General features: G+C 52.1%; 10 protein-coding genes and 1 pseudogene. 8 read left to right on the forward strand and 3 right to left on the reverse strand.

Translation table 11 applies throughout. The features are described from left to right. The first annotated feature begins 84 nt into the window (after positions 1–84). From G5574_RS00195 to G5574_RS00210, 4 genes are all read left to right on the forward strand, one after another. On the forward strand, positions 85–444 hold the full coding sequence (locus G5574_RS00195; protein ID WP_072021685.1) for a hypothetical protein: 360 nt from the start codon (positions 85–87) through the stop codon (positions 442–444). 91 nt (positions 445–535) lie between these two features. Further along, positions 536–1,813: an HlyD family secretion protein gene (locus G5574_RS00200; protein WP_039340784.1), complete on the forward strand. Its 1,278-nt coding sequence runs from the start codon at positions 536–538 to the stop codon at positions 1,811–1,813. Beyond that, positions 1,810–3,909: a peptidase domain-containing ABC transporter gene (locus G5574_RS00205; RefSeq protein ID WP_039340781.1), complete on the forward strand. Its 2,100-nt coding sequence runs from the start codon at positions 1,810–1,812 to the stop codon at positions 3,907–3,909. Before G5574_RS00200 ends, G5574_RS00205 begins: the two co-directional genes overlap by 4 nt. A gap of 50 nt (positions 3,910–3,959) precedes the next feature. Next, complete coding sequence (locus G5574_RS00210; protein WP_039340779.1) at positions 3,960–4,637, forward strand: ATP-dependent Clp protease proteolytic subunit; 678 nt, start codon at positions 3,960–3,962, stop codon at positions 4,635–4,637. A 285-nt stretch (positions 4,638–4,922) separates the two neighbouring features. On the opposite strand, the pseudogene G5574_RS23575 reads toward G5574_RS00210, so the two are convergent. Further along, positions 4,923–5,030, reverse strand: a pseudogene (locus G5574_RS23575) (IS110 family transposase); the annotation flags it as partial. A 230-nt stretch (positions 5,031–5,260) separates the two neighbouring features. Here G5574_RS23575 and G5574_RS00215 point away from each other — a divergent pair. Continuing rightward, positions 5,261–5,929 carry a substrate binding domain-containing protein gene (locus tag G5574_RS00215; RefSeq protein WP_244964658.1) on the forward strand — a complete coding sequence of 223 codons (669 nt, stop codon included), beginning with the start codon at positions 5,261–5,263 and terminating at the stop codon, positions 5,927–5,929. Between the two features lie 174 nt (positions 5,930–6,103). Then, on the forward strand, positions 6,104–7,033 hold the full coding sequence (locus G5574_RS00220; RefSeq protein ID WP_164481837.1) for a flagellin N-terminal helical domain-containing protein: 930 nt from the start codon (positions 6,104–6,106) through the stop codon (positions 7,031–7,033). Positions 7,034–7,351: 318 nt separating this feature from the next. Here G5574_RS00220 and G5574_RS00225 read toward each other — a convergent pair whose 3' ends face one another. After that, positions 7,352–8,518 carry a methyl-accepting chemotaxis protein gene (locus G5574_RS00225; RefSeq protein ID WP_039340773.1) on the reverse strand — a complete coding sequence of 389 codons (1,167 nt, stop codon included), beginning with the start codon at positions 8,516–8,518 and terminating at the stop codon, positions 7,352–7,354. Positions 8,519–8,909: 391 nt separating this feature from the next. Here G5574_RS00225 and G5574_RS00230 point away from each other — a divergent pair, with 391 nt between their 5' ends. Further along, on the forward strand, positions 8,910–9,485 hold the full coding sequence (locus G5574_RS00230; protein ID WP_164481838.1) for a histidine phosphatase family protein: 576 nt from the start codon (positions 8,910–8,912) through the stop codon (positions 9,483–9,485). Positions 9,486–9,637: 152 nt separating this feature from the next. Here G5574_RS00230 and G5574_RS00235 read toward each other — a convergent pair whose 3' ends face one another. Continuing rightward, positions 9,638–11,212: a methyl-accepting chemotaxis protein gene (locus G5574_RS00235; protein ID WP_164481839.1), complete on the reverse strand. Its 1,575-nt coding sequence runs from the start codon at positions 11,210–11,212 to the stop codon at positions 9,638–9,640. A gap of 647 nt (positions 11,213–11,859) precedes the next feature. Between G5574_RS00235 and G5574_RS00240 the strand changes: the two genes are divergently transcribed. Next, positions 11,860–13,104, forward strand: a complete 1,245-nt coding sequence (locus G5574_RS00240; protein ID WP_164481840.1) for a sensor domain-containing phosphodiesterase — start codon at positions 11,860–11,862, stop codon at positions 13,102–13,104. Positions 13,105–13,354: the final 250 nt, after the last annotated feature.

A 13,354-nucleotide genomic window follows, 5' to 3' on the forward strand; every position in this document is an offset into this window, starting at 1 on the left:
ATCTATTTCGTTAACAGTTGCTGTAGCAGTAATTATCTCGAATGTGGTAGTAACAAAAATAGTGTCTAAAAGAGGATAAATGACATGCTTAGAGAACTGACTGAACGTGAAATAAATATCGTCTCTGGCGGTAATGCTAACTCAGGTTACGAAGGACCAAACTGCACCAGCGCCGCGATTAAGGGTGGTGTGACCGGGGCGACGGGTGGTGCTGTGGCCGGTGCTATCCGCGGCGGTGTCACGGGGCTTGCTGGCGGCCCTGCAGGGGTTGCAGCAGGTGCAGGGGCGGGGGCTGCTGAAGGTGCTGTTTATGGCGGTGTTTCAGGAGCTGTTGGGGGATATGTGGGTTGTCAGAATAGTGGCTCTGCCAACAACGGCGGCAACAACAGTAATCTTGGTGGGGATTCAAACGCTAACAGCGCTAATGGACAGTGCCATTGGTAAATAATTTCCCGGGCATGTGACACTCATTATTCCATGCCCGTATCTGAATTTTCAGGAATGAAAGAAACTTTGCTTATGGAGCTGGTTCCTGATGCTTTACAGAAAGGAGGTGACTGAAGCCAGGAAGAATTACTGGTCAGGTAAAGCCGTATTAATTTCCGGTCACCGTGGCCGTTACGTTATAGCTTTCACCGTATTTTTTTTTACCGCATTTTTCATCCTCATCACTTCATGCTCCTACACCCGCAGAATCAACGTTTCCGGAGAAATAGTCTCAACGCCCCGTGCGGTGACTGTCTTTTCTCCTCAGCAGGGATTCATTATCAGCCGTGCGGTAAAGCAGGGCGAACATGTGAAGAGAGGACAGCCGCTTTACCGCATCGACGTGAGCCGGACCACCACCTCGGGCATTGTCAGCCAGCGGCATCATGAAAGTATCGAAAAACGGATAACCACTCTGAATCAGATTGCGGCTGATATAGCCCGTAATCGTGCTCTGACGCTTGCGATGCTCGCAGAAGAAAAAAACCGCTACGAGTCGGCTCTCCAGCGGTCTTCCGAAATCGTTGCGCATGCCCGGGAAGGCCTGAAACTGATGAAAGAGAATATGGACAATTACCGGCAATATCAGCACCAGGGTCTGATAAACCGCGACCAGCTTATCAATCAGACTGCCCTTTATTATCAACAGCAGAATGACATGCTGGGTATTGAAAGTCAGAATGAACAAAACGCGCTGCAGGTAATGAATCTGCGCAGCGCTCTTCAGACTCAGGCGGCCGGCTTTGACAATCAGCTCAACCAGATTGCGATTCAGAAAAGCGCGCTTGAAAGTGATTTAACGGATGCAGATGCCGGTGGAGACCAGATAATAACGTCCCCCGTTGACGGAACTGTTGATACACTGAGTGTCACTCCGGGCCAGATGGTGGCCTCCGGAGACAGCCTGCTGCAAATTATTCCCGGCGATGCGCACTACCGCACACTGGTGCTCTGGGTACCTGATTCAGCGATACCTTATCTTTCAGCCGGGGAACCCGTTAATATCCGCTATGATGCGTTCCCCTCTGAGAAGTTTGGCCAGTTTCCGGGCAGAATAGCATCCGTGGCCCATTCACCTGCCTCATGGCAGGAAATGTCAACTTACCCCAGCGCTCCGCCGCATTCTCTCAGTGGTCCCCAGACGTGGTACAAAATCCTGGTCAACCCGTCCTCCGACCATTTTACCTATAAGAATAAAACCATACGTGCTGAAAACGGGATGAAAGCCTCCGTAACACTTTTCCTTGAGGAAAGGAAACTGTATCAGTGGATTCTGTCACCGCTCTATGACATCCGCGACAGCGCAACGGGGGCAATCAATTCATGAATGAAGATCTCCTTACCATATTAGAGGGGCTGCTGCAGTTTTCTGGCCGCGGCAGGGTTCCACTGCATCTGCAGACGGAAACATCAGAATGTGGCCTTGCCTGTCTGGCCATGGTGGCAGGTTTTCATGGAAGCCATACAGACTTACTCACCCTGCGTGAGCGGGCAGGGCTTTCGGCACGCGGCAGTAATCTGGCATCGCTGATAAGCGTGGCAGGGGAAATGCACCTTGCAGCGCGGGCACTTTCTCTTGATATTGACAGCCTCAGCGGCCTGCGCAAACCCTGCATTCTGCACTGGGACCTCAACCATTTTGTTGTGCTGGTCAGCGTCAAGGGGAAACGGTGCGTTGTGCATGACCCGGCTGCGGGCCGACAGAGCATGACCATCGAAGCGCTTTCATCCCATTTCACTGGTGTCGCTCTTGAACTCTGGCCTGATACCGATTTTAAGCCTGATGTTCGTGAAAAAAAATTAAAAATCAGTACGTTGCTTAACGGCATTACGGGGTTCCGGCAGTCACTGGTAAAGATATTTTGTCTCTCGCTGATGATTGAATTCATTACCCTGCTGATGCCGGTGGCCACCCAGATGGTGATGGATAATGCCGTCCCGGCTGCAGACACCGGACTACTGACACTGATTTGCTTAAGCCTTCTTTTACTGATCCTGCTACAGGCCGGCCTCAGCCTCTTCCGGGGCTGGACGATGATGGTGATGGGTATTTATACCGATTTGCAGTGGAAAGACGGCCTTTACCGTCACCTTCTTCGCTTGCCCCTTTCCTGGTTCGAGAAACGCCGTATAGGTGATATCCAGTCCCGCTTTGCCTCTCTCGACACGCTACGAAATACCTTCACCCAGAATATCAACGGCGCAGTCATTGACGGTGTTATGGCCACGGGTGCTTTAGTTCTGCTGATTCTTTACGGTGGGTGGCTGGCATGGGTGGTTACCGGATTTACCCTGGTTTTTGTGCTTTTACGGGTTTTTACCTGGCCTCGCTACCGACAGGCGCAGGAAGAGCTTCTTATCAAAAACGCCCGGGCGGCTTCATCATTTACTGAAACGCTTTACGCAGCGGCTACCGTGCGTGCGCAGGGGTTATCTCACCGCAGGCGTGAAATCTGGCTTAACATGATGGCCGATGCAACCAGCTCCGGTTTGAGTCTGCTCCGGTTTGACATGCTGGCAGGGATAGCCGGAACCTTTATTGCTGCAAGTGACAGTGTAATAATTCTGTGGCTGGGAATTTCCGCCGTGATCAATCACACTATGACGCTGGGGGCTTTCGTGGCTTTCACCGCGTTCAGAGGCATGTTTTCGGAGCGCATACTTTCCCTTACGGGAGTTGTATTACAGTTAAGGATGCTTTCTCTTCACAATGAACGTATTGCGGATATTGCGCTTTCCGAACCGGAAGGGGATAAAGAAGAGATAAAGCGTTTATTTCCTGCCGGCGAGGCCCTGACCCTTAAATGCGAGGATCTGATGTTTCGTTACGACAGGTTCTCCCCACCGGTATTGCAGAACCTCAATATCAGCATCAGAGCAGGGGAAAGCGTGGCCATAACCGGAGCATCAGGCAGAGGAAAGACCACACTGATGAAAATTCTGTGCGGACTTACCACGCCAGTAAAAGGAAGAGTCCTGGTGAATGATGTCGATATACAGAGTGCGGGGCTCAGCAATTATCGCCGGGCGGTGGCCTGTATCCTTCAGGATGACAGGCTGCTGGCCGGAACGCTAAGAGATAACATTACCGGTTTCTCACATGATGTTGATGAAGAGTGGATGGTGCATTGTGCCAGACTAAGCCATATTCATGACGATATAATGGCATTGCCTATGGGGTATGAAACGTTGACTGGCGAGCTGGGAGAAGGGCTTTCAGGGGGACAGCGTCAGCGACTGTTTATCGCCCGCGCACTTTACCGGCGCCCGGGGATCATATTCATGGATGAGGCCACCAGTCACCTTGATGAGAAAAATGAAGCCCTCATTAATGCGGCTATGCAGACCCTGAAAATGACACGTGTGCTCATCGCACACAGACCTTCCACAATTTCATCCGCCGATCGGATCATTGAGCTTTGAAGGCATTCTCCCTAATGGGGGATGACCTAAAACGCGTCTGAGGAAAAAAGATGAAGATGAAACCGTTGTCTGCTGTACTACTTGGCACCCTGCTTATGTCAGCAGAAACGCATGCCAGTGTGTCTTTTATAAAGAACAACTCTCTGAGTAATGGGCAGGTTAAAGAGGCAGCACTTTATTTTAACGGAGCGGTCAACAACCAGACTGTGACATGGTTGTTGTCGGCACTTGCCGAGATTCATGACAATTATCTTAATGTGGAAAACGTTGATATCTATCTGAACAGCCGGGGTGGTGATATGGACGCCGCTTATGTAGCTTACGAAGCCCTTCGACAAAGTCCGATGAAACTCAGCATGATAAATTCGGCCATGACAGCCTCATCCGCCACTATGATTTACTGCGCATCCCCTGAGCGTTACGCGATGCCAATGGCCCAGTTTGTATTGCATCCGGCAGCGGCCACTAATGAGAAGGCAGACTATCTGCGACCGGATCAGGCAAAACGTATTCTTGACGAAGATGATAATTACAACGGCATGTTCCGTAAGATTTATACTTCCTGCGTGAGGCTTTCCGATAAAGAGCAGAATGAGATTACTTGGTCCGAATCAGGCAGATTAGTTTTGAAAGCTGATGAAGCTTCAAAAAGGGGGCTTGTAACAAAAGGGGTCAAGGAAAGTCACAGTTATCTACTGACGTATTATGTTACTGACAGCCAAGGATAGATATTGACGAAATCAGCATTATAACTTTCCTGGCTTTTTTAAAGGTCCGCTTCTTGGCTAAGTTAACATATCTGCGCCTACGAGACGGTCAGATCAACTTTGCCCCCTCAAGATGAGGTGCACATAAGTTGCGTTTATGTTCACTTATGGTGCCTGAAGGGGAAATCATGCATGTTTGCTTTTGGCACAAAACGAACCATTACCTCGTTCAGATTCAATCAGGAGGCGTATCGTATGTTTCATGCTGGGTCGTAAAGTAACCCTTTAACTATATACCCAGTCCTTTTAATCACGGAACATAGTATTCAGGATCGTAATAAACTTTCTGATGCAGGTTGTTATAGCCACTTTCTTGGGTTTTCCACGTGTAACAAGCGACGTGTAGAAATCTTTAATCTGAGTGACCTGCTCCCTGTAAATCAATACGCTGCCTCAGTAGCAATTCTTCATTTAGTGTTGGATAACTTCTAACGTCCGCTTCTCGCTCATAGCGGACCTGAGGACCAGCCAGCCTAACCTCTGCGAGCCAACAGCAGACGTTAAGCGTTAGTTGACGGATCATACTCCCACTGCGATTCGTCACTGTAAATCGTACCGTCATCATCCATTACCTGGGCATTAAGGTGTCTTGCAAACCGCAACATCTTTCTGTACAGGTATGTATCGGGCCATGTGGTATAAATATTACCTGGGTTATCCTTCCTTTTCTCCAGACGTTTTTACAGAACTCACCAAATATAAACATTGAAGTCAGCCTTAGCGATCGGGTTGTCGATCTGGTGGAAGAAGGATTTGACCTTGCCGTTCGGGTAGGCAGTGCAGCCACAAGCCATCAATACATTACGCAGGTGATCGACAGAGCAAGGTCACAGCTATTCGTATCACCGGACTATCTTAAGCAATGGGGTAAACCGGAATCACCTGCTGACCTCAAAGAACATCGTCGTCTTGTTTATGGGTTAGGAGCGGCTTCAGGCGCATGGACACTCTTTGACGAGGAGCATGGGCAAATAACGCTGAACGGCAGGAACCATGTCAGGTTCGACAGCGGCGATGCCATACGCTTAGCTGCCATAGCCGGATTGGGTATCGGTTATTTACCATCATTCATGATTGAAAAGGATATTTTAGCAGGGCACCTGGTACAGGTATTGGCTGATACACGAGGCGAGGAGGTTGCTATCCATGCTATTTACCCCACTCGCTTACATCTCTCCCTGAGGGTGCGCATTTTTATTGATGGCCTAAAAAACTTTCTGAGTAACCATAAAAAAAGAAATATCTCTCGTTGAGAATATATATCTCCATTTCTCGTTCAACGCGGGCATTATCAGCAACGAGACCGGGTTAAAAAAGCAGCAGTATATGACAGTTAGATGATTTCTCTACGATACAGTTAAAGGAAGTAACTATTGTGGCGATAACGGTACAGCGTGATATACACGCTTTAACTACAAGGACTTAACATGGCCGTTATTAACACCAATACGCTTTCACTGGTTACGCAGAATAACCTGACCAAATCACAGTCTGCTCTGGGTACTGCAATTGAGCGCCTGTCTTCTGGCCTGCGTATCAACAGCGCAAAAGACGACGCAGCCGGCGAAGCCATCGCTAACCGCTTCAGCTCTAACATCAACGGCCTGACCGTTGCAGCCCGTAACGCCAACGACGGTATCTCTCTGTCGCAGACGGCTGAAGGCGCCCTGACCGAAATCAACAATAACCTGCAACGCGTACGCGACCTGACCGTTCAGGCGCAGAACAGCTCTAACTCAGCGTCTGACATCGACTCAATCCAGGCGGAAGTTAACCAGCGTATGCAGGAAATCGACCGCGTCACCAAACAAACCGACTTCAACGGCATTAAAGTCCTGAACACCGGTTCCGGCAGTACCACCTACAACTTCCAGGTAGGCGCAAAAGACGGTCAGACAATCGGCATTACGCTGAGCGCAAGTGACGGCTTCGACCTGGCGGCAGCGGGGCAGTCTGGCACCACCCAGAATACCGAGACAACCACGGGCCAGACCGTAAACGGCAATGCCCGCAGCACCTCTGCTATCGGCTTCGACGTTCTGAAGGGCGCGGTCACCGGCGGCACTGGCGGGACGGCGTCCAGCAATACGCCGCTGGCCGACATTGATAAAGCGATTAAGGCGGTCGACAACCAGCGCAGCCTGCTGGGTGCGTCTCAGAACCGTTTTGAGTCCACCATCAGCAACCTGAACAACACCGTGACCAACCTGACCGCAGCCCGCAGCCGTATTCAGGATGCGGACTACGCGACGGAAGTGTCAAACATGTCCCGCGCGCAGATCCTGCAGCAGGCCGGTTCTTCTGTACTGGCACAGGCCAACCAGGTGCCGCAGACCATGCTGTCTCTGCTTCGCTAACAGACGCCGGTGAGCTGCATTCCGCAATGCAGCTCATCAGCATTCAGCGCCGTGAGCGTAAGCGCTCTTCCTGCCTGCACACCCTTTGATACAGCCCATAAAACAAGCAAAATCCAATCCATATTTTGTCTCATCGCGCTTTAACGCATATTCACTGATGACCAGGCCCGGTTTTGGACCCGTAGCAGGGGCAGTAAAGGGTATGATGCGCAATTCAGTCCGAGCCCGGCAAAATGGGATGTTGTGTTGAGTAGTGGGCACACTCCCCGGAAGCCAACCAGAAAGTGTGCGATGAAACTGAAGGGTGCAGTGATGATTTTAAAGGCGCGAAGAGGCATCCAGCCGGATTTGCAGACGGCTTATGTTTTCGGTTATCTCCGCGGTTCTGTCGGCCAGTTCGCGGATTTCGCTGGCAATAACAGAAAACCCTCGTCCCTGCACGCCGGCTCTGGCGGCCTCAATGCTGGCATTCAGTGAGATGAGTTTGATCTGAGCGGCAATATTGGCATTTTCAGAGACTAAATCAGCGATCTCACTGACAGAGGCTGATGCCTCATCTCTTCGCTGGCGTTCATGCTCAGCCTGAACTTCCTGGTCTTTCAGCGTCTGTATATCGATCAGCGCCCCGACCGCCCGCAAAGGTATACCCTCTTTGTCCCGTCGGGTCTGCCCGCGTGCACGGAACCACCGGTAATTGCCGTTTTTGAGTTTAACGCGGTATTCAACGTCATAACCTGTTGCGCCCGAATGGTCGTTAAGGTGTTTGATAAAGGCATCCAGCGTGTGCTGACTGTCGTCGGGATGGAGACGGGAAGCCCAGCTGTCAATCACATCAGGAAACTCTTCAACGGTTTCGAATCCAAGCAGTTTTCTGAACTGTGGGGACCACCAGAAAACGTTATTCGGATGTAAAGGGTCACCATTGATGATCTGCAGGTCCCAGAGCCCGTCATTCAGCATTTCACGCGACAGGTTGAAGCGGGTCATGACAATGTCATATTCGCTTTCGTGCGCCACGTCCTCACTGATGTTCAGCAACGTACCTGTCAGCCTCTGGTTATGGCCGTCAGCGCCGCGCTCACGTTTAACGGCTACCTGAAACCATTCGTAGCTGCCGCCTGCCGTCATAAAACGGCATTTATGGGTCACACCGGAAGCGGCAGAGGGCTGAACGGTTCGTAAAAGCTGTCTGAAATGACTTTTGTCTTCATCATGAACAAGCGAGCAAAGCGCCGAGAGAGTCAGGATATTGTTCCCCCCTTGCGGAAAATTAAACGGCGCGGCAGATGAAATCCAGAGCGGAGTGCTGTCGGTGATGTCTTTCCCCTCACAGACCCACAAGAACTCTGGCAGCAGAGCCAAAAAACTGTCCAGACGATCGGATAACGCCTCGCATGGCGGCACTTCTTCGACGGGCACCTCCTGGCGTGGCGGTAAAATGACTTCTGGCGCGGGCGGGGATTTCCTGAATAATTTGCCTAACATAACTGCTCCCTGTGATTAAAATTAATTACAGACTGGTTATCGGCCATGTTGCAGGATGCATAAGTCAGCTAAATGATGAAATTTTCTACTGTTTAGCCGGGCAGCTTTGTCTGCAGATCATGTAGGGTAATGCCCGAATGGGGCTTTTTTTGGCGGGCCGGTCTCTTACAACGCAGAGAAAGGAAACGGGGCAGGCCTTATAATCACAGACCGCCGCCAAAAAATATTCGCGCCTGGCAGACGCAATACAGCCGATAAATCTGACCACATCAACCGCGATATTTCGCCAGTCTTTTGCTTTTGCCGTCTTACCCATCATTTACCCCTGGTTATTACAGGCCCACGTGAAGTAGGTTATCCACTCCGCCATCATCGCCAACAGGAAACACGGATGAAAAACGTTTTCGCGCTGTTGTTTGGTCTTGCAACACTTATCCCGTTGAAGGCTTCGGCTGACAGTACATTTGTGTTTTTCCGTCATGGCGAAAAGCCCGACAACGCCAGCGGGCAACTGACCTGCAAAGGGCTGAATCGCGCCCTGAAACTGCCGAGGGTATTGCTCAGCCGCTACGGCAATCCCGATGCGCTTTATGCCTCGGCACCAAAAGAGGATAAAACCGGCAGTTCACTGCGCCCGCTTTCAACTCTTATTCCTCTGGCGGTACAGGTTTCTCAACCCGTCATACTGCGCTTTCACGCCGACAAGCCCAATAAGCTGGTCGCGGATCTGCTGGCAGAAAAAGCGGTGCCTCTGACGTTTATCTCCTGGGAACACAAAAATCTGGTGACCGCTGCGCGCAGGCTGGTTGAAAAAACGGGTGGGGATGCCGGGCAGGTGCCGGACTGGCCAGCAACCGATTTCGATTCTGTCTATGTGGTGAAAATTGACGACAACCAGCATTTTAAATCCTTTAAACAGGATGCCGAGGGACTGAATGGCGTTTCATCTGACTGTCCTGACCGGTAGAAATGAATGCGCAGGTGGTTTGACATGAAAGCCTGTAACGAAGCCGCTAAAAGACAGCGATGCCTGATGGCTGAGAAACGGGAAAGGGGAGAGTTGAGAGCGGCGCGTGGAGCATGAAAGAGGCCAGCATCTGCATCTGGCCTCTGTCGGGGTCAGACCCTGAACGTTTCCACAATCGCCTGGAGCGCATGCGCCTGATCAGACAGACCGTGAGACGCGGTGGAAGATTCCTCAACCAGGGCCGCGTTATTTTGCGTGACGCCATCCATCTGACTGACGGCGATGCTGACCTGCGAAATACCCTGCATCTGCTCAGTCGATGCCAGTGAAATCTCATCCATGGCGGACGCCAGTGAGCCGACCATACCGACAATCTTCAGAATACTTTCCCCCGTTCCCTGCGCGACGCCCACGCCGCTTTCCACCTGCGTAACCGCCTGCTCAATGAGCTGCTTGATGTCACGGGCTGCCGTCGCACTGCGCTGCGCCAGTGTTCTGACCTCCCCCGCAACGACCGCAAAACCCCGGCCATCTTCACCGGCGCGCGCGGCTTCTACGGCGGCATTGAGCGCCAGAATATTAGTCTGGAAGGCGATGCTTTCAATCACGGCGATGATGTCGCGAACTTTAAGCGCACTGGCCGAAATCGTGTGCATGGTATCCGACATTTTCTGCACGTCAGTTTCCCCCTTACGTGCCAGCAAGGCGGTCTCACGGGCAGACTCGGCGGTCTTCTGCGCACTGGCGGCATTGTTTTTCACCGTTGTCGTCAGCTCCTCCATACTGGCGGCCGTTTCCTGTAATGCGGCGGCCTGCTGTTCGGTTCGGGAAGACAGCTCGGTATTGCCTCGTGAGATTTCATCGGCCGCCAGCGAGACGGAAGCGGATGAGGCTTTAATCTGCGATACCAGGTCACGCAGGTTGTCCTGCATGCCTGCCAGTGAGGCCATCAGGCTGAAAGCATCATCGCGGCGAAGTTTAACCGGCGTACTCAGATCGCCGGCGGCAATGGCGGCGGCCAGCGCCTGTGCCTGGGCGGGTTCTGCGCCCAACTGTTTCTTGATACGGCGCGTAATCAGCCAGCTCATGACAAAGCCCAGAGCGATAAACACCACGGTGAGCACGCTCAGCGACAGGAACACGCCTGCCAGCCCCGTTTCGGTCTTCACTGCCGTACCGCCGGTCACACGATCCTGATAAGCCACCATATCGTTGACGGCTGAGCGGTAGTTCGCCAGGTCCGTCAGTAGCGCGTTGTCGATATGTTCACGGACGGCATTGTCGTCCTGTTGCAGGGCTCGCGTCGCACTGGCCTTGAAAGGCGGCGATGACGTTTCGATTTTTTTCAAAAAGTCCGAGGCTTCATCCACTTCGCTGAGGTTAATACCCGGAATGGTACGCGCACCGTTAATCAGCGTGCGGAAGTGGGCGGTGGTGTCATCACTGTTTTGTTGTAATGCCGCAAATTTTGCAGCGATATCCTGTATGGATGCGTGCCTGTCACCCGAGGATGCCGCCAGAAGCAGCGTAGTTTGCTGTGCAACGTTGTCCTTAATGGTCTGTAAGGTGCGCAAATCATTCAGTCGGGCCACCGTCAGCTTCTGCTGATCTCTGACTGTACTAAGCTTGATACCGGCAAAAAGGGTAATACACACGCCGAGCATGATGACGGTCAGGAAAGCCGCGTTGAGCATCATGTTGAGTGACATTTTTCCTGGTCTGAACATAAGGTTCTCCATAAGAATTGTTTCCGCTAATGCTGCAAAAAGGTTATCGGCAGGCCCGGCCAGACAAGGAATAATTTACATAGTCAGTCTCTGTCTTTACATAACCTCCCACGTGGCGGCTTGTTCAGGATGAAGCAAGGCAGCGGTAGCACCGCGTTTTTGCTGCGGGGACAAGCCAGTCTGCCGTGACGGTGTCCCTCGTCTTCCCGGGGCGTTTGTCAGTGACGCGCCACGCAGGACGAAAAAATTTCGCCCCAGCCCGATCAACACGGTCAATGCGCCGCCTGGCTGCGGCTCCTCAGCAAGGCAGGGCAGGGGCTTAGCGGGGATCATGCGAGGTGATTCGCAACTGAAAAGCATAAATCACTACGGTTCGCTTGTTTAATGCCGATAACACGATCACAGCGCAAGTGCTGGCAGAAGAATGAAAGGCAAAACGCCCGGCGTTTCCCAACGTGCAGCAATATGATGCGGCCATCTCACGGCGGCTCAACCTTTCATGACTGACTGAAAGAGAGGGTGACGGCAGACATTCCGCCAGCGCGCCTTTTTCAGATATGAAACCTCGTCATTTTATGAGGACTTAACGACTAATCGATCACCCATAACGGCCGGATGAAAACACGCGGCAGGTTGCAGGCACCTGAATGAACACGAAAAGAAAAAATGCGACATTGCATACCTGCTTTAAGAAACGGCTTCAGGCCGGTGAATTTACGCCTTATTTTCAGCCGATTGTGTCGCTCGAGGATGAGCGGGTCGTCGGCTTTGAAATGCTGGCCCGCCGCGTTTTACCGGACGGGCTTATTATCCCGCCCGATCAATTCATTCCCGAAATGGAACGTCAGGGCCTGCTGAATGAACTGACCGCCGTCCTGTTAACTCAGGGCATTCTGACCGCAGGCACCTGGCCCGAACAGCAGTTTTTATCGGTTAATGTTTCGCCTTCCCAACTGAAGGGCCGCCATCTGCCTGACATCATCAAGCACGTGGCAAATCAGTACGCCTTCAGTTTGCCCAGGCTCAAGATAGAAATCACCGAAACGGCCCTGATAGATGATGTGGATTCTGCGCGTGCGCAGATTGATTACCTTTCAGAGATGGGCTGCATGATAGCAATGGATGACTTTGGCACCGGCTTCTCAAGCCTGGCCTGGCTCATTCAGCTTCCTGCCACCACAATCAAAATCGACAGCAGTTTCATTCGCTCAATGCTGCACCAAAAGGACAGTCGCAAGATTGTTTCCAGCGTTGTCGGCCTGGGACGCAGTCTGGATATGGACGTGATCGCCGAAGGGGTTGAAACAGAGGAAGAGGCGGAAATGCTGCGTAAGATAGGCTGCACCTATGCGCAGGGCTATTTATTCGGCAAGCCGCTGACCGCAGATGAGACGCACGCGTTGCTACTCACCCGACCGGGTAAAAAATTTCATCGCAGGGTACAACGCATGTCTCTCGATCAGCGCGCGCATCAGATCTCGTCCATGTACGCTGCGCCCGGGACCTCCATCTGTTTCCTCAACACGGATCTCCGGATCGTGGATGCCAGTGAGACCTTCGCCGAACGCGTCTGCTGGGAACTGGACGATCTCATCGACCGTTATATCTATGAAGTCATCCCTTCGGAGGCGGATAAACTGTTATGGCTTCAGGATTTCCGCGAAAAAGGGCTGCCTTATCCGCCTTATGAAGTGACGCTGCCGGGCGGCCGTATTGATCTGGTTATCATTACCCGGGTGGAAGATGAAGCCAAAGACTTGCTGGGCTTCTGTGTGTTCGGTATCGACATCAGTAGCCGGATGGGCACAGAACACCCTGTGGAACAGGATTTTTCCGCTAAACAGCAGGGCGCGGAAAGTAAGATATTGCCGGGACGTTCAAAACCCAGCTGAATGGGCACGCTGCCGCATCGTAAAAACCTGCGCCCTCGCAGGCACCTCATCGGACGGGGCAGGCCGGAGATCACTTACCTGCTGCCATCTCCCTGCCTGATAGCGTTGTGCACGTTTATGTCTCCACACCGGTCTGACCCGCCAGACCGGCTCAGCACCGAAGGAAAGAACCGTTAGCACACAGGCAGGATCAGCGTATTGCCTGAATCTGTATTGACAGAGTAAGCATCCGGCAGCCTGTAATTAAAGC

The sequence above is a fragment of the Pantoea stewartii genome (assembly GCF_011044475.1).
In the GTDB taxonomy this organism is placed as follows: Bacteria; Pseudomonadota; Gammaproteobacteria; order Enterobacterales; family Enterobacteriaceae; genus Pantoea; species Pantoea stewartii.

Coding starts and splice junctions, on each gene's coding strand:
- G5574_RS00235 (WP_164481839.1), bottom strand. CDS start 11,212: ATGTTCAGACCAGGAAAAATGTCACTCAACATGATGCTCAACGCGGCT.
- G5574_RS00230 (WP_164481838.1), top strand. CDS start 8,910: ATGAAAAACGTTTTCGCGCTGTTGTTTGGTCTTGCAACACTTATCCCG.
- G5574_RS00205 (WP_039340781.1), top strand. CDS start 1,810: ATGAATGAAGATCTCCTTACCATATTAGAGGGGCTGCTGCAGTTTTCT.
- G5574_RS00200 (WP_039340784.1), top strand. CDS start 536: ATGCTTTACAGAAAGGAGGTGACTGAAGCCAGGAAGAATTACTGGTCA.
- G5574_RS00240 (WP_164481840.1), top strand. CDS start 11,860: ATGAACACGAAAAGAAAAAATGCGACATTGCATACCTGCTTTAAGAAA.
- G5574_RS00195 (WP_072021685.1), top strand. CDS start 85: ATGCTTAGAGAACTGACTGAACGTGAAATAAATATCGTCTCTGGCGGT.
- G5574_RS00225 (WP_039340773.1), bottom strand. CDS start 8,518: ATGTTAGGCAAATTATTCAGGAAATCCCCGCCCGCGCCAGAAGTCATT.
- G5574_RS00220 (WP_164481837.1), top strand. CDS start 6,104: ATGGCCGTTATTAACACCAATACGCTTTCACTGGTTACGCAGAATAAC.
- G5574_RS00210 (WP_039340779.1), top strand. CDS start 3,960: ATGAAGATGAAACCGTTGTCTGCTGTACTACTTGGCACCCTGCTTATG.